This window comes from Halodesulfovibrio oceani subsp. galateae (genome assembly GCF_055397225.1).
This window is the reverse complement of record NZ_AP042453.1, coordinates 3,992,313-4,013,840: the sequence shown is the minus strand read 5'-3', so window position 1 is coordinate 4,013,840 and position 21,528 is coordinate 3,992,313. Positions and strand designations below refer to the sequence as shown.

The 21,528-nt window shown below is 45.2% G+C and carries 17 protein-coding genes; 7 read left to right on the top strand and 10 right to left on the bottom strand.

The features are described from left to right. The first annotated feature begins 555 nt into the window (after window positions 1–555). The 4 genes from ACZ5V1_RS17535 to ald all read left to right on the top strand — a co-directional run bounded on the left by ACZ5V1_RS17535 (window position 556) and on the right by ald (window position 6,469). Window positions 556–2,097, top strand: a complete 1,542-nt coding sequence (locus ACZ5V1_RS17535) for an aldehyde dehydrogenase family protein (protein WP_464389959.1) — start codon at window positions 556–558, stop codon at window positions 2,095–2,097. A 232-nt stretch (window positions 2,098–2,329) separates the two neighbouring features. Further along, entirely contained in the window at window positions 2,330–3,808 is a 1,479-nt protein-coding gene (locus ACZ5V1_RS17530; protein ID WP_464389958.1) for an APC family permease, read from the top strand. Window positions 3,809–3,957: 149 nt separating this feature from the next. Then, complete coding sequence (locus ACZ5V1_RS17525) at window positions 3,958–5,328, top strand: aminotransferase family protein (RefSeq protein ID WP_464389957.1); 1,371 nt, start codon at window positions 3,958–3,960, stop codon at window positions 5,326–5,328. A 28-nt stretch (window positions 5,329–5,356) separates the two neighbouring features. After that, window positions 5,357–6,469, top strand: coding sequence for an alanine dehydrogenase (ald, locus tag ACZ5V1_RS17520; RefSeq protein ID WP_464389956.1), 1,113 nt, complete (start codon window positions 5,357–5,359; stop codon window positions 6,467–6,469). Between the two features lie 778 nt (window positions 6,470–7,247). Here the strand turns inward: ald and ACZ5V1_RS17515 are convergent. From ACZ5V1_RS17515 to ACZ5V1_RS17470, 10 genes are all read right to left on the bottom strand, one after another. Then, window positions 7,248–7,673, bottom strand: a complete 426-nt coding sequence (locus ACZ5V1_RS17515) for a MarR family winged helix-turn-helix transcriptional regulator (protein ID WP_464389955.1) — start codon at window positions 7,671–7,673, stop codon at window positions 7,248–7,250. A 273-nt stretch (window positions 7,674–7,946) separates the two neighbouring features. After that, entirely contained in the window at window positions 7,947–9,356 is a 1,410-nt protein-coding gene (gene hydG, locus ACZ5V1_RS17510; protein WP_464389954.1) for a [FeFe] hydrogenase H-cluster radical SAM maturase HydG, read from the bottom strand. Window positions 9,357–9,479: 123 nt separating this feature from the next. Next, window positions 9,480–10,940 (bottom strand): sigma-54-dependent transcriptional regulator, encoded by a 1,461-nt coding sequence (locus ACZ5V1_RS17505; RefSeq protein ID WP_464389953.1) that lies wholly within the window; start codon window positions 10,938–10,940, stop codon window positions 9,480–9,482. A gap of 4 nt (window positions 10,941–10,944) precedes the next feature. Next, window positions 10,945–12,063 (bottom strand): PAS domain-containing sensor histidine kinase, encoded by a 1,119-nt coding sequence (locus ACZ5V1_RS17500; protein WP_464389952.1) that lies wholly within the window; start codon window positions 12,061–12,063, stop codon window positions 10,945–10,947. 15 nt (window positions 12,064–12,078) lie between these two features. After that, complete coding sequence (locus ACZ5V1_RS17495; protein ID WP_464389951.1) at window positions 12,079–12,594, bottom strand: 4Fe-4S dicluster domain-containing protein; 516 nt, start codon at window positions 12,592–12,594, stop codon at window positions 12,079–12,081. Further along, window positions 12,594–13,985 carry a [Fe-Fe] hydrogenase large subunit C-terminal domain-containing protein gene (locus ACZ5V1_RS17490; protein WP_464389950.1) on the bottom strand — a complete coding sequence of 464 codons (1,392 nt, stop codon included), beginning with the start codon at window positions 13,983–13,985 and terminating at the stop codon, window positions 12,594–12,596. The genes ACZ5V1_RS17495 and ACZ5V1_RS17490 overlap by 1 nt, the downstream gene beginning before the upstream one ends. Continuing rightward, window positions 13,985–14,575 carry a 4Fe-4S dicluster domain-containing protein gene (locus ACZ5V1_RS17485; protein WP_464389949.1) on the bottom strand — a complete coding sequence of 197 codons (591 nt, stop codon included), beginning with the start codon at window positions 14,573–14,575 and terminating at the stop codon, window positions 13,985–13,987. Before ACZ5V1_RS17485 ends, ACZ5V1_RS17490 begins: the two co-directional genes overlap by 1 nt. Further along, complete coding sequence (fdhF, locus tag ACZ5V1_RS17480; protein ID WP_464389948.1) at window positions 14,560–16,659, bottom strand: formate dehydrogenase subunit alpha; 2,100 nt, start codon at window positions 16,657–16,659, stop codon at window positions 14,560–14,562. The genes ACZ5V1_RS17485 and fdhF overlap by 16 nt, the downstream gene beginning before the upstream one ends. 285 nt (window positions 16,660–16,944) lie before the next feature. Then, window positions 16,945–17,379 (bottom strand): GNAT family N-acetyltransferase, encoded by a 435-nt coding sequence (locus tag ACZ5V1_RS17475; protein WP_464389947.1) that lies wholly within the window; start codon window positions 17,377–17,379, stop codon window positions 16,945–16,947. Window positions 17,380–17,413: 34 nt separating this feature from the next. Next, window positions 17,414–17,971: a TetR/AcrR family transcriptional regulator gene (locus ACZ5V1_RS17470; RefSeq protein ID WP_464389946.1), complete on the bottom strand. Its 558-nt coding sequence runs from the start codon at window positions 17,969–17,971 to the stop codon at window positions 17,414–17,416. Between the two features lie 708 nt (window positions 17,972–18,679). Here ACZ5V1_RS17470 and ACZ5V1_RS17465 point away from each other — a divergent pair. Genes ACZ5V1_RS17465 through ACZ5V1_RS17455 form a run of 3 tightly spaced genes read left to right on the top strand, consistent with a single transcriptional unit; the run spans window position 18,680 to window position 21,497 of the window. Beyond that, on the top strand, window positions 18,680–19,705 hold the full coding sequence (locus ACZ5V1_RS17465; protein ID WP_464389945.1) for a glycosyltransferase family 2 protein: 1,026 nt from the start codon (window positions 18,680–18,682) through the stop codon (window positions 19,703–19,705). Next, window positions 19,696–21,084, top strand: coding sequence for an ArnT family glycosyltransferase (locus ACZ5V1_RS17460; RefSeq protein WP_464389944.1), 1,389 nt, complete (start codon window positions 19,696–19,698; stop codon window positions 21,082–21,084). Before ACZ5V1_RS17465 ends, ACZ5V1_RS17460 begins: the two co-directional genes overlap by 10 nt. After that, window positions 21,075–21,497 carry a GtrA family protein gene (locus ACZ5V1_RS17455; protein ID WP_464389943.1) on the top strand — a complete coding sequence of 141 codons (423 nt, stop codon included), beginning with the start codon at window positions 21,075–21,077 and terminating at the stop codon, window positions 21,495–21,497. The genes ACZ5V1_RS17460 and ACZ5V1_RS17455 overlap by 10 nt, the downstream gene beginning before the upstream one ends. Window positions 21,498–21,528: the final 31 nt, after the last annotated feature.

Below are 21,528 nucleotides of genomic sequence, written 5' to 3'. Positions count from 1 at the left end.
CATCATTATTCAATGTCCATTGAATTTATTCAGTAAATTCTACGCTCACCGTAAACAACTCACGCGCTGAGGCTCCGTTTCAATGTCCGTTGCAGACGCAGCCAAGTGCCATGTGGCTTTTTTGCCCCGCTATGATTCCCACGTATACGACACATCCTCGAAAATGTTTTTCGAGGGGCAAATATGCCCCGTCACACATTGTGAGAATCCGTGACTTAACGGCGGAGCCTCATTTTTCAAGGGGCTTCCTTGCCCCATACGACAGGTGGAAAAAAAGAGCCACCTTGCGAGCCAGACATTCCATATTCAATAACCATCTGATTTTGTAATGAATATAACGAAAGGGACAAAGTTGGTCTCAACTTTGCTTTTAGAGAAGTGATTTCAGCATATATCTTCGGGAGCGGCATACGGGCATCATTATGGGATGAAGCTCCTGCCGTTTCCCCTAATAATGATCATGGATATCGCGCCTTACATATAAGGCTGAGTGTTTAATTGAATCATAAAAATAGGTGCGAATGCGCCTGATTAGGACATCAAGGAGTCTCTCTCATGGCAAACGAATTTTACACCATCAAGCATTATATAAACGGTGAATGGCTTCAGGAAGAAGGAACAGAATTTACTCCGCTCTACAACCCGTCCAACGGTGAAGTAATCGGCGAAGTTCCTATGGGCAGCGATGCACTCGCACAAACTGCTATCGATACTGCTGCTGAAGCTTTTAAAACCTGGAAGAATACCCCGATTGCAAAACGCATGGCGTACATCTTCAAAATGCGTGAATTGATGGAACGTGAGCAGGAAGCTCTTGCATACTCTATCGCAATTGATCAGGCGAAGCATATTTCTGAAGCACGCGGCGAAGTTCGTCGTGTTATTGAAATTCTTGAAGCGACAGCAAGCGTACCGACCCTTCTTCAGGGTGACACCCTCGACAATATTGCTATGAACATCAACGGCAAAGTTGTTAAAAAGCCGTTAGGCGTATTTGGCGGTGTTGCACCGTTTAACTTCCCTGCACTTGTGTTTGGCTGGTTTATCCCTGTTGCAATCGCAACCGGTAACACCTTCATTTACAAGCCATCAACACAGTCACCACTCTTCTTGCAAAAGATGATTGAGATTTTCATGGAAATGAAACTCCCGGCAGGTGTTGTTAACGTAATCTACGGTAGCCGCAGTGTTGCAGCCCCTTGGTATGAAGACCCACGCGTTGCCGGTGTTTGTCTCGTAGGCTCCACCCCGACAGCTAAAGCCATGGCTAAAGCAGCAGGTGGCAATGCAAAACGCTCCATGCTGCTTGGCGGCGCTAAAAACATGCTGCTCGTTATGGAAGATACCGACATGGATATCTTCATCGATAACTTCATCAACTCCTGCTACGGCTCCGCTGGCCAGCGTTGTCTCGCAGGTTCCATCATTGGTGTTGTTCCTGAAGTGTACGACGAAGTATGTGAACGCATTCTGGAAGCTTCCAAAAAAGTTGTTGTGGGTAACGCTATGGACGACGGCGTCTACATGGGTCCACTCATCAGCAAAGCTGCAAAAGAAAACGTTGAAAAATACGTTGATATCGCACTTGAGCACGGCGGCGGATGTTCCCTGCTTCTCGATGGACGTAATCCAGAAGTGCCGGAAAAAGATAAAAACGGCTTCTATGTAGGCCCTACAGTGCTCAAAGGTGTAACACCTTGTAACCCTGTATTCTCTACAGAAGTATTCGGCCCGCTTGTATCCATCGTTCAAGTAGCTGACATGGATGACGCTTTGAACCTCATCAGCAGTTCAGAGTTCGGTAACGGCGCTTGTATCTTCACTCAAAACATGCACTACGCAGAAACCTTCAGCCGCGAAGCCGAAGTCGGCATGATCGGCGTAAACGTTGGTATCTGCGCTCCGCACCCATATCTGCCTTTTGGTGGCATCAAAGGTTCCCTCATCGGAACCGACAAAGTTCAGGGAAAAGATGCAGTAGATTTCTACACCCAGAACAAGGTTGTCACCGTCCGTACATACCATCCGGATCCAGAAGTCCGCGCTGGTAAAGCAAAGCCTGCAAGTTCTAACGTACGAAGCTGCGTAGCCTCGTAGTTACTCATGAACTTCGGGGAAGCCTGTGTATTTTCACAGGCTTCCCCACTCTATTTCTATAGGCGTCTGCCCGTTACCTATGCGTATTACTGTGGATACGATTATCCACTTCTTTTTTTGAAATTGCTTATATTTCAAAGTCATGCCTTGCAACGTAGACGCTTATGAATGTTCGCCATCGGAGGAAGTATCGCGCGAAAGCGCAAACAGTATATCCAAACGGGAGTTATTAATGGCTGGAACATCTCAGAACTCAGAACGTGGCACACTAGAAAAAAGTTTATCCCCGTGGCAGGTAGGAGCGCTCGCTCTTGGCTGTATCGTAGGCTGGGGTTGCTTTGTTCTTCCCGGCATTTCGTTTCTTCCTAATGCCGGTCCGCTCGCCACAATCATAGCGTTCGCAATTGGCGGCATTGTTATGAGCGTCGTAGCACTCAGCTACAGTCACATGATTGAACACTACCCTGTCGCAGGCGGCGAATTTGCATACGCCTACGCAGGATTCGGCCCTATAGGTGCTTTTGCCTGTGGTTGGGCACTGGTACTCGGTTACCTTAGTATTGTTGGCATCAACGCCTCTGCTATTGCGTTGCTGGCACGTTTCCTTCTGCCGGGTGTATTTGAATTCGGCTATCTGTATACCATCGCAGGATGGGATGTATATGTTGGTGAAGTACTCATCATGACAGCATCTATCCTCATGTTCGGTATCATGAACTACCGCGGAGTAAGCGTAGCTGGCAGCATTCAGCTTGTTCTCGCATTTGCCCTCACCTTTGGTGTTATCGCAATGACATTCGGTGTTGTTACAACAGACACATTTGCACTTTCAAACCTTGTCCCACACTTTGCTGAAGGCAAATCCCCGATTGCATCAATCATTACTGTTGTAGCAATTGCTCCGTTCCTGTTTGTTGGTTTTGACACCATTCCACAGGCCGCAGAAGAGTTCTCTTTCTCCCCGAAAAAAGCACGTGTTCTTATGCTTGGCGCCATTGCCCTCGGTGCTATTCTCTACACAATGGTTACTTTCTGTGTCGGCAGTGTCATTCCTTACAAAGAACTTCTCGGTCAGGACCACGCATGGGCTACCGGTGCTGTTGCCCACTTAGCACTTGGTAAATACGGTAGTGTTATTCTTGGTACCGCAGTTCTCGGTGCAGTTTGTACCGGTATGAACGGCTTCTACCTTGCTACAACCCGTCTTATCTTCTCCATTGCCCGTGGTAAATTCCTGCCGCAGTGGTTCGGCGAAGTTCATCCGAAGTATCACACTCCGCATAACGCAATCCTCTTTACTATGGCTATCAGTCTGCTCACACCTTGGGCTGGTCGTGCCGTAGTCGGTTGGATTGTAGATATGTGTTCTGTAGGTACTGTTATCGCGTACCTCTTCACCTGCCTTGTCTGCTACAAAATGTTCGCTGCACGCGGTGAGAAAAACATCATCAGCATCCTCGGCGCTATTGCTTCCTTCATTATTCTCGGCATGCTCACCGTTCCTGGCTCCCCGGCCATTATCGGAACAGAGCCTTGGATTCTGATGGTTATCTGGATTGTTATGGGTGTCGGATTCTACATGATCCAAATCCAAACCGTACGAAACACTCCAGAGCTTGAAATTCGTGAAAGTATCTTCGGTGACAGCACTATTCCAGTGTTCTTTGACACAGAAGAAAAATCTGCCGCTCCACGAGCAACAGAAAACTAGCACACACGAAGCAGATCTACTGACTTTGCGACCGGAGAATCTTTAGGGAGATTCTCCGGTCGTCAACGGTGAAACCTACAAATTTTATTCAGCAAGGTAATTGATGCATTTTACCTTGCTAACATCATGTGCCCACAAGGAAAAATAGTATGAGTAATTCATTTGATCCAACCGAAGCAGTTAAGAATGACAAAGAGCGTTGCTGGCATCACATCACCCAGCACAAACCGTTTGAACAGAATGATCCGCCAGTTTTTGTAGAAGGCAAAGGCATGCGCATTACGGACGCTAAGGGAAATGAGTACCTTGATGCAGTTTCCGGCGGAGTATGGACTGTTAACGTAGGCTACGGTCGTGAATCTATTGCCGATGCAGTGCGCGATCAGCTTGTTAAGCTTTGCTACTTTGCGAACAGCGCAGGTAACGTACCTGCTGCAAACTTTGCAGAACGCTTGGTGGATAAGATGCCCGGCTTCAGCCGCGTTTACTATTCCAACTCCGGCTCTGAGGCGAACGAGAAAGCATACAAAATGATTCGCCAGCTTGCTCATTTCAATAATGACGGCAAGAAACACAAAATTATCTACCGTGACCGTGACTACCACGGAACAACCATTGCAGCCTTAAGCTCCACTGGTCAGTCAGAGCGTAAATCACAGTACGGCCCGTTCCTTCCCGGCTTTGCGGAACTGGAACACTGTTGCTGTTACCGTTGCCCGTTCGGCAAAGAATACGGCAGTTGTAATATCGAATGCGCACGTGCTTTGGAACCACTGATCCTTAAAGAAAATCCAGACACCGTAGGCGGCATTATTCTTGAACCAATCACTGCAGGTGGTGGTGTTATTCCTCCGGTTCCTGAGTACTTCCCGATTATCCGCGAAATCTGTGACAAATACGATGTTCTTCTTCACATCGATGAAGTTGTATGCGGCATCGGTCGTACCGGTAAATGGTTCGGCTACCAGCACTACGATTTCACTCCGGACATCGTAACAATGGCAAAAGGCGTTGCCTCCGGTTACGCAGCTATCTCCTGCACAGTGACCACTGAAAAAGTATTCGATCAGTTCAAAGCTGACCCTTCAGATCGCGAACGCTACTTCCGCGACATTTCCACATTTGGTGGCTGTACCGCAGGCCCTGCTGCTGCTTTGGAAAACATGCGCATTGTTGAAGAAGAAAAGCTTCTCGAGAATGTAACCACCATGGGCGCATACATGCAGGATCGTCTCTTTGAATTAAAAGACAAGTACGATGTTATCGGCGACGTACGCGGTGTTGGCCTCTTCCAAGGTATGGAACTGGTTAAAGACCGAGCAACCAAAGAGCCTGTTGATGAAACAGTAACCATGAAAATTGCCGGACACTGCATGCAGAACGGCGTCATCATCGGCCGTACAAACCGCTCTTTCGAAAAATACAATAACAACTTGTGCTTCAGCCCTGCGTTGATCTCCACCAAAACAGAGATCGATGAAATCGTTACCGCTGTAGATAATGCACTTGCAGCGTTATAAATAAACAAACCAGATTAAGGACATAGCGATGATTATTGGTATTCTTAAAGAAATTAAAGTGAAAGAAAATCGCGTCTGCATGACTCCGGCAGGCGTTGTAGCAATGAAAGCTAACGGTCATGATGTGCTTGTAGAAAAAAATGCAGGCATCGGCTCCGGCTTTAGCAATGATGAGTACGTGGCAGCCGGTGCTATCATAATCGATACTCCTGCCGAAATCTGCCAGAAGGCAGAAATGGTTATGCACGTTAAAGAACCACAGCCTTCAGAATACGGTATGCTCCGCAAAGGCCAGATTCTTTTTACCTACCTGCATCTTGCAGCGGACGAGCCGCAGACTCAGGGTCTTATCAAATCCGGCGCAACCTGCATTGCATATGAAACTATTCAAAAAGCAGACAAATCCTTGCCGCTTCTTACCCCAATGTCTGAAGTAGCAGGCCGTATGGCAATTCAACAGGGTGCAAAAACTCTCGAAGCTACCTACGGTGGTCTCGGCAAGCTTCTCGGCGGCGTGCCGGGTGTTGCACCTGCTAAAGTTATGGTCATCGGCGGCGGCGTTGTTGGCGTTCAGGCAGCTAAAATGGCGTGTGGTCTTGGCGCACAGGTATTCCTTATGGATATCAGCCTTGATCGTTTGCGTTACCTTGATGATGTGATGCCTGCAAACTGCACCACCCTCATGTCTTCTAAAGGCGCTATCCAGAACCTTCTTCCTGAAATGGATCTCGTTGTTGGTGCGGTACTCATCCCGGGTGCAAAAGCTCCGGCAGTTATCACCCGTGACGATTTAAAACTTATGAAAAAAGGTTCTGCTTTGGTTGATGTCGCAATCGATCAGGGTGGTTGTTTCGAAACATCCAAAGCAACCACTCATACAGACCCAACCTATGAAGTGGACGGAGTTGTTCATTACTGCGTTGCAAACATCCCGGGTGCAGTTCCAATGACATCCACAATGGCACTCACCAACGCAACACTTCCATATGCTATCGAAATTGCAAACAAGGGCTGGAAACAGGCCTGCATCGATAACAATGAAATCAAACTTGGCCTTAATGTTCACGAAGGCAAAGTTACCTACAAAGCAGTGTGTGATGCCTTTGATCTTACACACACACCAGTAAACGACGTTTTGTAGTTGCCTATTACAAAACAGATTATATAGATTGAGTGCCGCTTCACATTACGCCTCGACAATATGAAGCGGCCTCAGTCTTTGTTTAAGGAAAAAACACCCGTTGAGTGCTTTGCAATCAACAAAAAGCCGGCTCATACGCAGCAAAATGCGTCTGCTTTCATGTGGATATAGGTACCAAAACTACATCCCCATAGAATCAATAATCATAACCCGCTATTGATTCACAAAAGCCCCACCTGACATTTTTATTGGGGTGCATATCACAACAGCTCTTACGACACTGTCGCAAGAGCTGTTGTTTTCTAAATAAAACTCAACGTACCAGAAGGCAAACATGTTGGGTTGGGCAACACGCTTCATTGAGAACATATTTAGAATTCTAATTTGTACACTCAAAAAAATATATAGCTCGCAAGACTCATCATGAGTCAAATTGCTCTGACGCAAGGCCTAACACTTCAAGGCCTTCAATCTTCATGGAAGAATTGTGTTGCGAGGATATAAACGTAAAGGTCGTTGAGCTGTTATGATCTTCCCTACATATGTTCACATAAAAGCGCTCTACATTCATACTCCTGCTAACTGCAACAACGCCAGAGACAACTGATGAAGATTGGTATGGCCAAAACAGGTACGCCACCTTGTTTTAACCCGCTATACGTACACAACCCCATCATCAAGCGCAGAATATTGCGCCTTAAATATCGTAGAGAATCTTTCTGATAACGACTGGCTAAGAAGTCAGTTATTCTCGTACAAAAAATACTAATCCTGCTTTCTATCCAATAAACTTCATCATTTTCAAGGCAGTTTGTTGAAAACAGGTCAATTCATCATCTGAAAAACTTCCCGCAATCTCTGTCTCTAAAGAATAGACAACATCATCAAGGGGTTCTTTCAACGCTTGCCCATTATCTGTTAAAAAAACTAAAGAAATCCTCCCATCCTCTGAGGTTTTTCTCAATTCAACTAACTTTTTTTGAAGCAACTTCTTAAGAATCCTATTAACTGTCGACAGGTCTTTATTACAACGTTCAGCTAGAACGGACTGCGCAATTCCGTCTTCCATCCACAAACGATACAGCAGCGCCCATTGTTCTGTTGTAACATCATAAGGTTTTAACCTTGAGTGAAATTCTGCTTTAAACGTCGAACCTAATCGAACCACCAGCATACCGACTGACTCTAGACTATTGAATTTCATGAGCCCTGCTTGTTAAAAGATTGTCATGACAAGTATCTTTGCAAAAAACATAAGTCAACACTTACATACCTATCATCCAACAAACAGCCATCTGCTAATACTCTTTCAACTTAGGATATTTTTCAGCAGGTTCAAGTAAAATAGATTTTGAAATTTCACCTCATGAACAGCACGCTGCCGTACTCTACTAGAGTTAAAACACAGCTTGAGGCAGCTCATAAAAAACGCGAAGCAACCCCAAAAGGCAGCTCCGCGACCTAGATCCACTCTTTACTACAAATACAAATCCCGTTCACCCTGTTCGATACGCGCCAAACGGTCTTCCAAATTCTTTTGGCACGTTCCCGAGCCCTTTCCGACTTCTTCTTGAATAAGCTTGTGCCCAACATCGCGAGTAATTTCACTTGCGTAGTCTTGTAAGTATTCGTTGAACGTAAGCAGTGCATTAGGACGACAGAAATTCTGGATAAAACCGTTTTTCGCCAGCTTCATAAATTCTTCGCCGGTTCTTCCCTCGCGATAGCAAGCAGTACACCATGATGGAGTATATCCGTGCTGCACAATTTCTTGAATAACTTCATCCAAATTCCGGTTATCACCAACACAAAATTGCTGAACTTCTGGACGATCAAAATTTGGATCAGAATACGCACCAGGGTATGTGCGGGAACCCGCACTCAGTTGCGAAACACCGATATCAAGAAGCTCGCGTCGCATCTCCTTATTTTCCCGGGTACTCAGGATCAGTCCGGTAAAAGGAACCGCCAGACGCAACACCGCGACAAGACGTTTAAACTGAGTATCCGAAATCGGGTATGGAGGATTAAAGGCAATATCTGAATTCAAAGCAGGCTCAAGACGAGGGAATGACAATGTGTGCGGCCCGACACCAAAACGTTTTTCCAACTCTGCTGCGTGAGCTAACAATGCAATGGTATCAAAACGATAGTCATACAAACCAAGTAACGCCCCCATACCTACATCATCAATTCCGGCTTCCATTGCTCTATGCATCGCATGGAGTCTCCACAAGAAATGCTTTTTATGACCTCGTGGGTGAAGTTCAGCATATGTCTGCGGATGGTAGGTCTCCTGAAAACATTGGTAGGTTCCAATACCCACCTCATGCAATTTACGAAACCCTTCAACGTCCAACGGAGCACAGTTAATGTTGACGCGTCGAATCTCGCCACTCTTTTCAGAAACTGTTTCGTAAACAGTTCGCACGGTCTCCGCGATCCAGTCTCCACCAAATTTAGGATGCTCGCCGTACACCAGCAGTAAACGCTTATGACCGATGTCCTCAAGAATGCTTACTTCTTTTTTTATTTCAGCAGGATTGAGAGTTCGGCGAACGAGTTCAGTGTTGGTGTCCTTAAATCCGCAATACGCACAGCGATTACTACATTCGTTCGTAATGTAGAGAGGGGCAAAAAGAACAACACGCTTACCATAGATGGCTTGTTTGACCTTACCGGCAGTTTCTAAAATTGCCTCATTTAATTCCGGATCTTCAGTCTGTAACAAACAAGCTGTTTCTTCGAGAGTCAGTCCTTTAGCTTCAAGTGCTTTATCGAGAATTTCCTGAACGCGAACTGGGGATGCATCAGCGTTTTGATTAACAATGCCCCATATCGCTTTTTCATCAATAAAATTATCAAGACCTGTTGTATCGAGTTTCATTTCGTAATCTCCATAAAAAACTGGCTTTTCAAATGCGAAAAACCAGCATTTCCAAAAATATTGTTGCAGACTATTCCCGCCGTTTTTAGGCGTGCACGCTGCTTTATACGCTAGAGTCGCCGACTAGTTATCGTTGGCATTGCCGTCTTTTCTGTTCGAAATTCTGTAGTAAAGCATTCGAATAGATATTCCGAGCAACAACGCGGCTTGTGTCTTATTGCCGGAGGTTGCAGCCAGAGCATCGTCTATTTCTTTTTCCGTTGGCTTTTTACGTCTTTTTTTAGACTTCGATGACGGAATCACAACAGCTTGCGATGGAGCTACAACTGCATGTCCTCGATTATCGGTGAGAATTGTAGCCAGATGTTCTGGAAGCAATTTCGGTGCGTCATGCATAACCGAAACCCACTCCAACGTGTTCTTCAACTCACGCACGTTTCCAGGCCACGGATGAGCCATCAACAACTGCGCAGCGTTTGGAGATATGTCCGCAAAATTTTTGCCACGCTTTTTGGCAAAGTTGGTGAGAAAGAGTTTCGCCAGCGGAACAATATCGTCAGGTCGCTCACGCAGCGATGGAACCATGATGGAGCCTACTCGCAACCTGTAATACAAGTCTTTACGAAATAGCCCTTGTTCCATCCGCTCGTCTAAATCAAGATTAGTCGCGGCAATAATACGAATATCAGCATGAACCTTTTCCAAGCCGCCTACACGATAAAAGCTTTTGTCTTCGATGACTCGTAGCAGTTTCGCCTGCAACTCAACGGGAATTTCACCGATTTCATCAAGAAAAAGGGTGCCGCCTTTGGCAAGGTCAATCTTCCCTTTTGCCCCGCGGGAAGCACTGCCTGTAAAAGCACCCGCCTTGTATCCGAATAGTTCGCTTTCAAACAACGTGGCAGGTAACGCAGCACAGTTGATGGCAGCAAATGGAAGAGATGATTGATCAGGACCATAGTGGATTATTTTTGCCACAATATCTTTCCCGACCCCAGTTTCTCCCTGAATTAAGACCGGAAGTTCCCTGTCTTCGTGATAGCGTTTTGCCTGAGAAACAACCTGCCACATGGGTTCAGAGAAAATTCCTATATTATCAAGTCCAGCCTGCTTCTCCAAAAGCTCTTGCAGTCTTGTAAGCTCGGCTCGGAAATCGTTTGTTGCTTCGGCTACGACTTCGTCAAATTTTCTAGTCAGGCGATCATTTTCTACGAGCAAAGCCTGATGCTCTGCCACTCGATTCAAAATGGAACGGAGTTCTTCCATATTAATAGGCTTTGTCATGTAGTCATAGGCACCAACACGTAATGCCCCGATTGCCAGTTCTAAATCTGAATGGCCTGTGTACAAAACCACATCCGGAAAATATGAGCTGGACATGCTCTTAACTTCCCGAACCAATTCAATGCCTGTTTTACCCGGCATCTGTATGTCAGAAAGCACCATTTCAAAACTATGGTTGCGGCAAACATCCAAAGCACTTTCGGCATCAGAACACGAAGTAACAGCATGTCCCAACAGAGTCAGATATTCAGCAAGAGACTGACGAGTTGCCTCGTCATCATCGACAAGAAGAATACGCATACTTTTATGCACCGCTCCAGCCTGCCGAAGGCAGGGTTACCTTTATCAACGCACCGCCTTCCGGACGATTTGAGGCAGTAATGGAACCACCTGCCGCTTGAACAATAATCCGCACAATAGACAGCCCAAGCCCCATGGAAGTTCCTGAAGATTTAGTAGAGAAAAACGGTTCAAACATTTTCTCTGCCAGTCCCTCATCAAACCCCAGACCATTATCAGACACAGCAAGTTCCACTAAGCCTGACTCGCGTGAAGTCACATCAATCTGGATAATCTTTTGTTCACAGTCTGCTCCATCAAGAGCCTGCATAGCATTCGCCACAAGATTGGTGACAAGTTCCTCAAAACGAATACTCGTACCTGTTACAAATGGAAGGTTCGGAGAAATATTCACATCCAGCGTAATCCCCTTCGCACTCATCTGCGCATTAATCAGGGAAAGTGCAGAGTGAACAGCATTGCCTAAATCGCAGCTCTCAGAAATCGTGTTCTGATTCTGACGGAGATGTTCACGCAAATGATTCACAATAGAATCAATTCGATCAACCTGCGAAGCAATGTCCCCTAGCATTCTGGGCAATTCGCTCTCAGCACATTCGGAACGCTCTGCAAGTAGCTGCGCAGAAGCCGTTAAAATTCGTATAGCATTCAAAGGTTGATTTATTTCGTGTGCAATGCCACCACCGATCACCGCAAGAGTTGTAACCTTGCTCGCCTGAGCCATTGCTATACGAGCTTCTGCGAGCGTTGCTTCTGCTTCACGTTGAGCAGTAACGTCACGCCCTACGGACTGGTATTCAACAATTTTTCCGTGTTCATCAAAGATTCCCTTTGTAACGTACTGTACAAAGTGCATCCGACCATCAACGCCACGATATCTAGGTTCTGTGACAATTTCTGGATTCTCTGGAGAAATGGAATAGACCAAATGGACAATTGAATCGCGCTCTTCAGGATCAAGAAGATCCTTAAAATTTGAAGCGAGCAACTCTTCAGGCTCTTTACCGTAAAAACGGCAAAGGGCGCTGTTGACAAAAGTCAGCTTTCCATCTGGACGAAACCGACGGATAAATTCCGTCTGCTCCTCAACGACAGCCTGATAAATAGAGTTTGTACGAGTCATTGCCCAACGAGTCCTTTAATTATGCCCGAAAGATATTTGAAGTGCGCTTTGACGTCTTTTCGAGGCGGATATGTGCTTAAGCTCTTTCTTAGCTAACATCTTAAGTGCTCCAGCTGGACATACTGCAACGCAAGCTGGTCCCCCGTCACGTTCCGTGCATAGATCGCACTTATGGGCAACCGGCATATCTGAATTCCCCGGAAGATACCCCACCTGCATCGCCCCTACAGGACAAGCAGCCATACAAGCCTTACAACCGAAGCAACGTTCTGAATTCACCCGTACGGTCTTACCATCGGAAAGAATTGCTCCGGCAGGACAAGCCGCGACACACGGCGCATCTTCACACTGACGACACTGAATAGGAGCGGTAACCTCCGCCTCGTGCACAATGCTTATTCTTGGTGAAAAGGGTAACCCCTTCTCACCTGCCTGTCCCATATCTTCATCCATATGTGCGCCGACACAAGCCACCTCGCACGCACGGCAGCCTATACAGCGTGAAGGATCTGACAACACAAAAGAATGCATTATTTATGGCTCCCTACATCATCCCCGTAACAGGTATGAAGCAATTCATGGGAAAGATGTCCTAACGGCTTTTCCAAATAATTATCATACAGAGCTGTTACAGAAGGGTTCCTATGGGAGGCTCTAACTGGCAGCTCTTTGTCATGAGTATGCAAACTCTGGCGACGGCGCGCAATGGCATCTTCAATATCAATATGCGGAAGTAATTTCGGCTGTCCCCCGCCTGCTACACAACCACCGGTGCAGCACATTACTTCCATAAAATCAAAATCAGCTTGTCCTGAACGAACAGTCTCAAGAAGCTTTGCAGCATGGGCTAAGCCGGAAACAATAACTGCATGTACAGTTTTTCCTGCCACTTCTATTGTAGCTCGGCGCACACCCTCATCAGTTTGAACAAAAGTGACACCACTTTCGTTAACTTCATTTCCTGTTGTAACTGCGATTGCAGTACGAAGTGCGGCTTCCATAACGCCACCGGAAGCACCGAAAATAGTTCCTGCTCCAGAATAAAGTCCAAGAGGAGTATCAAACTCTTCTTCCGGAAGTGTGTCTAAGCGGATACCTTTGCTTTTAAGCATGGCAGCAAGCTCAGTTACGGTCAAAACCGCATCAACATCAGGTGTTCCGGTGGACTGCATTTCAGGACGACCAGCCTCAAATTTCTTTGCAGTACATGGCATAATGGCAACACTGGCAATGTCTTCAGGATTCTTGCCCGCAATATCTGCACCGTATGTTTTAAAAAGTGCGCCCGCCATTTGCTGTGGCGATTTACAACTGGAAAGATGGGAGACCTGATCAGACCATGCGGTTTCCATATAGCGAACCCAACCCGGGCAACATGACGTAAACATGGGCAGATTCTCGCCGGACTCCAGACGTTCAAGCAGTTCAGATGCTTCTTCCATAATGGTTACGTCAGCAGCAAAAATAGTGTCATATACAAAATCAAAACCAAGCCTACGTAAGGCTGCTGCAAGCTGCCCCGGAGTCAACGTACCGGGGGCAAATCCGAATTCTTCTGCAATAGAAGACCGAACAGCCGGTGCACACTGCACCATAGAAACTTTAGCTGGATCGGCAAGCATACCTGCCACGTTTTTCTTATCAATCCGAAAATGTGCAGCAAACAGTGTGGAAGTATCGTCTTCAGGCAGACCACGGTCTTTTCGAATATTCGATAAGTCCTCTGCACAATCATCAAAGGGCGACAAAAAAGCAGAACATCGTTGAACACACTGCCCGCACATTACGCAACGGGATGCATCAATCACCTGAGGTTCGTACTGTTTCCCGACAATAGCATCTACAGGACACACTTCCGCACAACGACGACAACCGGTACAAAGTAAAGGATCGATGGAAACGATTTGGGATGAAATAGTCATTAGAATTCTTCTCCAGCTCTGGCACTAAAGCCAGCCAAGGCCAGTGCTGCCTCAACATTGCGGCGGTTTTTAATTTTTGCAGGGTTGATTAACGTTAAGGCATCTTTAGGACAGGCCTCGACGCACGCCGGTCCAGCTTTCCGATCTTTGCAAAGGTCACACTTGCTGGCTAACAGAGCAGGTTCAACAGTAAAACTTTCAGGAGACTGAGGATCAGTCACTCGGCGCATGGCCGGCTTTCCTGTTTCCCAAATTTGCGCCATTTCCATAGCCCCTACTGGACAGGTAACCAGACAAGTCTTGCAACCTACGCAGCGGCTTTCATCAACCTGCACGCCATTCTCGGTGCGATAAATCGCAGCATTAGGGCACACCGCTGCACAAGGAGCATCTTCACAATGCCGACAACCGATCGGAACACGAACATCTCCAGCGCAGGTCAGGTACAATCTAGGAGTAAGGGGGGCATGAATACTTCCGACGGAAACTCCGCCCTGTACATGTGCGGCAGCACAGGCAAGCTCACATGCTCGGCAACCTATGCATCTGGAAGCTGTTGCAAGGATGAAGGGATTTAAACGGGTTGGCATGACAAGTGTTCCTCTATGTCTACTGAATTCACTGCTTGCGCATCATCAGAAATTTTACGGATAGATACAGCGCAAACTTTAAGCTGCGGAGTACCGGTCACAGGGTCGGCTGCTGATGTAGTAAGTATGTTGGCCGGACTCTCGGAAAAATGAAACGTCATGAAGACTAGTCCCGGACGAACTCGGCGAGTCACCCAAGCCCTGCCCTTTGCAGCACCACGGCGGGAACGAACCTCAAGCAATTCTCCGTCAACAATTCCATACGTTGCTGCGTCGGAAGGATGAACCTCTACCAGCTCTTCAGGCCATGTGCCTGCAAGCCCAAAGCATCGTCTGGTCATTGTTGCAGTATGGTAATGAGCAACGACACGGCCTGTTGTAAGCGTCAACGGGTATTCAGCGTCTGGAAGTTCAGCAGGTTCTCTATGAGTAAGCGGCACAAACTTGCCTGCGCCACGCATACACTGCCCTACATGTAGGATTGGTGTTCCCGGGTGCTGTTCATTCGGACACGGCCACTGAATGCCACCGCTTTCCAGCCTTTCATATGTAATGCCAGTGTGGGTTGGCGTAAGCTGACACATTTCATTAAACACAGCTTCAACATCTGCATACCGTTCCGGCCGCCCGATTCGTTCCAGCAATTCAGCAATAATTTTCCAATCTGGAAGACTGTTGCCTACGGGGGAGACAGCTTGTCGTATTCGCTGAACTCTTCTTTCTGTACTGGTAAATGTTCCATCTTTTTCCGCAAAACTAGCTCCGGGGAGCACCACATCAGCAAGCTTGGCAGTCTCTGTCAGAAAAATATCCTGAACGACCAAAAAATCGACATTCTTCAGGCAATGTTCCACATGAGTAATATCCGGATCACTTCGCATTGGGTTTTCACCAAAAACATATAAGCCCTTAAAACGATCTTCCTCAATGGCAGTAAACATTTGAGGAATGGTCATCCCAATTGCAGGTGGAAGTTCTGCGCCCCATTTTTCTTCGAAAATAGCCCTAACCGCATCGTCTTTCACTGAACGATAGCCTGTCAGCACGTTAGGCAACGCGCCCATGTCACAAGAACCCTGAACATTATTCTGTCCGCGAAGAGGGTTTACTCCTGTTTTTGGACGACCAATATTGCCAGTCAAAAGAGCGAGGTTTGAGACAGCCAGAACATTGCTTGTTCCGGTGGTATGTTGGGTGATTCCCATCGTGTAATAGAAAGCAGTATTTTTAGATCGAGCGATGCACTGTGCTGCCTTGCGTATGCCTGCAACGGATACTTCTGAAACGGACGAGACTATCTCTGCATCAAAATCTCTAAGCCCCTTACGGAACATTCCGAAACCCTCATTCTCTGCGGCTACGGTTGGGACATCAACCAGACCGGTATTAAGGATCTCGAGAGCAATAGCAGACAGTAGCGCAGTATCTGTACCAGGACGAAGCCGCAACCAGACATCTGCCTCACGAGCGAGATCTATCTCACGAGGATCAATGACAATCAGCTTAGCGCCATTGCGCTTGGCTTCCATCATTCCCAGTCCGATTACCGGATGGCATGCCGTGGTATTGGTGCCGATAATGCAAACACAATCCCCTGTACCCATATCCCACAATTCTCGAATAGAATTCGTCATAGACCCGCTTCCAAGTGATGTGGCCAGACCGGCCACTGTCGGAGCGTGTCAAAGTCGTGCGCAGTGATCGATATTATTAGTACCGAACCCTGCGCGAAAAAATTTCTGAAAAAGATAGTTCTCTTCATTGGTGCAGCGGGCACTACTGAAACCGCCCAATGCGTCTGGACCATGAGAGGAAGCAATCTGAGAAAACCGCGTTGCAACCAGTTCAAGAGCCTCATCCCATGAAGCCGGAACAAGTTCTCCGTCTTTACGAATCAGCGGTGTTGTCAGTCGATCTTTATGATGAACAAAGTCAAATCCAAACCGCCCCTTTGAACAAAGTGCACCTTGGTTAACAGAAGGCTCTGGCCCCGGAGAAACACTGACAATGCGCTCATCTTCAACATTCAAAGACAAAGCGCAGCCAACGCCGCAGTAAGGACAGGTAGTAGTAATGTGTTGCATAATTATGATATCAGCATGATTCATGCCATTTGAAATATTTAGATTAGTTCAATGAAAACAAAATATTAAACAGTAAACACAAGACAACTTCTCTGCAATATGAACAACATTGCATGCAAAAGTTCTGCAAAGAAACAAATTGCATGCAATGAGTCAAGATTATTTGATCACTCAAAGAATGTACCCGATAGATACATAACAAAAAACACCCGTAGCAAATAGATCTGCAAGTGCTTATACAAACAAGACTGGACGAATTTTGTAGCTTGATATTAGGAGGAACCGTTACTTGAGCTCCATGTGAAGCAATGGATAGGGCTTGCCAAATCCATCAACCGGCGAGCGACTTATAACTTTAAACCCCATATGCTCATAAAATTTTAGTGCGTTATGATTTTGCTCGTTCACGTCAACCTTTGTAGCTCCAAGTTCGTTGAGAGCATAATTTAGTAACAACTTACCAATGCCATTTTTAAAGCTTTTAAGGTCGACGAATAACATTTCAATATTCCCTTCTGCGACACCAAGAAAGCCGTGTATTTTTCCTTCTTCATCTTTCGCGCAACGCAGTACAACAGCTGCCAAGTATTCATTTTTAATTAGCGGCTTGAAAAATTGAATATCTTCTTCGGTTAAGAAACTATGTGTTGCTCTTACAGACGCTTCCCATAATTCAGTAATTTTTCCGTACTCTTCCTTAACTCCATTAGTAACATTCATCGACTATCTCTCATTATTTTTTGTTCTTCTGATGCTAGCTAACTAGCTTTAAGAGCGAGTTTTTTACTGAAACCTTCATAGAAGGCAGTGGGTAATTCTCATAAATTGATAGATAATGAAGGGAGACACCGTCAAGCAGTGCGAGAACCAATCGCGCTTTTTGCTGTGCTTCAGGAATTTTCAATTGCACTAACCATTCAGACACCAAGTTCAACAAAAATTCGGCTCGTTTTTTTATTACCACCCGCAAAATTTTATTTAATTCCGGTATGAGCATTAAAGTGAGCTGGAATTTCAAAAATTGCCTTTCGTTAACTAAAAAAGAAAAGAAACTGTCAATAAATAATGAGATCGAGTCTTCTAAATTCTTTGTCTTGCTCAACAGCTCGACGTTTTCTTGCATAGCTTGTGTTGCCTGTTCAAAAAGACCTATCAGCAATGACTCCTTGCTGGGAAAATAATTATAAACAAGCCCCTTAGAGACACCTGCATGTTTTGTAATTTGTTCAATTGTTGTTGCAAAATATCCCTGCTGTGCGAACAGGGTCATGGCAGAATAAAATATTTTCTGCTTTCCTTTTTGTGGTCTCAAAGTTGCCCTCCATGGAAAATTTAACTGACCAAGCAGTCAATTAAATTTTCCATGGAGTCACATTCTTTTTGTCAAGCAGCTTCATATTCCGACATTAAAATAGACCCATAAGATGAACGGTGGGGAATCTTTTAAAAAGCTAAACACGACTCTTAGAAACCAGATGAGATCAAACAATAGATATTCTCAGCACCACACACCAGTACGGAAAACAGCTTTGAGATGGCGCGAAAAAGACAGCAATAAAGATAATGCTGATGCAATCTAGAATAGACAAACAACGCCTTACACTTCGGAAATTTAAAAGCAAAAAAGCTCTTACACTTTCGCGTAAGAGCTTTTTTTGCTTAGCATCCTCAAGGAACATTCCCCCTCTGTCATCTGCGTGAAAGGAAGAGGTAATATATAGCAGATACTGTTCAGTTCTTGATTTTCAAGACTTCAACAAAAACACAGGTGGCATAAATGACATGAAAAAAAGAAAACTTACACTAAGTCTACACCTTTCAAAACACTTCATTCCATCAAAAATCTTTGCTTAACTAGCCCTACAAATTTGTCGCAGAATTATCCATGAAGGCAATTTTAAAATAAACCTGACACTTCTCATTGCTTCCTATCTATAAACAATGCAAAGAATAAATTTAAAACTATTCAAAAAACACAATAAGTTCAGCCACATTGTTAAATCTGCAGCAGAAACAACTTATGAAAAACAAAAAATCAGAATCAGACTATTTTCAAAAGTCAGATGATTTTAAGAAATCTGACATAAAGCTTTCAGTTGTTGTCCCTTTTTTCAATGAAGAAGAAGTATTGCCAGCATTCCATGAAAGGCTCACAGCTGTTCTTGATGCAATCCAAGAGAAAACAGAAATCGTTTATATCAATGATGGTAGTTACGATAACAGCCAAAAAATAATTACAAACGCCTTACCTACGTCAAGCACAGTAAGGTACGTCTGCTTAAGTAGAAATTTTGGCAAAGAGGCTGCAATGACCGCAGGTCTTCGAAACACTCGTGGGCAAGCAGTTGTCATTCTAGACGCAGACCTGCAAGACCCTCCTGAGCTCATTCCGCAAATGCTTGAACAATGGGAAAAGGGCTATGACGTTGTAAATATGCAGCGTGCCGTACGACACGGAGAAACAAAGTTTAAACGTTTTTCTGCAGCAACGTTCTATAAACTCATAAACATGCTTTCCGAACTACATATCCCTGAAAATGTGGGTGATTTTCGACTAATTAGCCGCACTGTAGTTGAACATATCAATACCCTTCCTGAAAAGAATCGATACATGAAAGGCCTGTTTTCTTGGCCTGGATTTGTTCAAACAACTCTGCAATTTGATCGTGACCCTCGATTTTCTGGAAAAACTAAATGGAATTATTTCAAACTCATGGGACTGGCCATGAATGGAATAACTTCATTTTCAATCCGCCCATTACGAATTGCAACTGTACTTGGAACGTTAATAGCCACCGGTGCTTTTACGTATGGTTTTTGGGTAATCATAAAAACACTGGCATCAGGCGAGCCAGTTCAAGGCTACCCATCATTAATGGTAGTCCAGCTAGGCTTGGGAGGGGTTCAATTGCTTTGTATAGGCCTTTTAGGCGAATACATTGGGAGAATTTTTATCGAATCTAAAGGACGTCCAACCTACGTCATTGATCAAATTCTTGATCAGCCTGCAACTCATTTAGAATATAAAGATAAACAATGGGCCTAAAAAAAATACACTTACTTGCTATCTTAGCAATTTTTCTACTGATGAGGCTTCTTTCGCTGGGCCTGTACCCACTTATGGACACAACCGAGGCACGTTATGGGGAAATGGCACGCTTGATGGTTGAAACAGGCAACTGGCTCACCCCTCAGTTTGATTACAACGTTCCATTCTGGGGCAAACCCCCTTTATTCACGTGGATGAGTGCGCTAGGCCTAAAGTTGTTTGGCCAATCCGAATTCGCAATCCGCTTTCCGCACTGGTTAGCCGGCCTTGTTACTATCGGAATGGCTATGATGTTTGCTTCCTATCATAAAATTAGCCCACTTCTCACTGGGATAGTACTCGCAACCTGTGGAATGTTCTTTATTTCCAGCGGTGCTGTGATGACAGATATGGCCCTCACGCTTTCAATTACGGTTACCATACTTTCATTTTACCTTTGCTGGAACGGGAAAAAGGCTTGGGGCTATGCTGGCTTTGTTGGTCTTGGTATAGGATTGTTAGCAAAGGGGCCTGTGGCCATTGTACTTGCAACTGTAGCGTTTTACCCGTTTCTTGCGATACAACACGGACCATTTAAAGCCTTTGTCGTATTTTGGAAGCGATTCCCTGTTATCAGTGGTACGCTTTTAATGCTCGGGATTAGCCTTCCTTGGTACCTTATGGCTGAGAAAGCAACCCCCGGTTTTTTAGACTATTTCATCATAGGTGAACACTGGAAACGCTTTACTCTTCCTGGCTGGCAAGGAGACTTGTATGGCTCAGCCCATGATCGTCCACGCGGCATGATTTGGCTTTTTTGGATATTTTCCGCATTGCCATGGTCGTTGATACTTCCAATGCTCTTATGGAAGAAATGGAAAAACTCAACTGGAACAATAAGATCTCTTCCCCCCTTGGCTTACATGCTTTTATTCTGGTTAATTTCTCCAATGATTCTCTTTACATTTGCCGGAAACATCTTGCCTACATATGTATTACCTGGACTTCCTGCGTTAGGTTTAATCTGTGCCGGATTACTTACACAAAAAGATGAAAAATGGTTTGTAATCTTCTGCAAAGTCATGCCAGCCGGAATGCTAATTGGTCTTCTGGTTGTAATGCTCACAGCGGCAAACACAAACAGTGATAAGATTCTGTTTGAAACAGCAGATAATTCCGTTCCTGCGTTTTATATCCGAAAACGTCCTTTCTCTGGCCAATTCTACAGCAACGGTAAGGCTATTGTTTTAACAAACTCTGAACAGCTGAATGAGCTTGATTCTCCCTATTATTTGTTAGGGAAGAAAAAGGATCTGGACAAATTTTTTGAGAAAAACAAAGTGGATTGTAGAATTGTTGCAGAGTCACCCAAGCGACAAAGGTATCTATGCGAATAAAGACCGTTCCCCACATATTCCTGTTTGCCTTTGTAGGTTCGGTCGGCTTTGTAGTTGATGCAGCCATATTTGCATTACTATTTGAACTTATCGGAATTACAGCACTTAAAGCGCGAATAATTGCATTTATATGTGCCGCAACAACGACATGGGTAGGCAATAGAATGTTGACGTTTAAACACCGAGTTAGATCTCCCCGACTCACGCAATGGAAAAAATTCATGGTAGCTTCCTGTTTTTCCGCTTTACCCAACCTGCTTGTATTTAAATTTTCATTAGAGCTGTTAGCACAAACACAATTCGCACCTTATCTTGCTCTAATTTTGGGCGTGTTAGCCGGAATGATAAGTAACTATGCACTTAGTTCCCACTGGGTCTTTGCAACTAAGAAGAATGTACAAACTGAAATATAAATTCAGCTCCTTACCATTTGAACGCCTCACC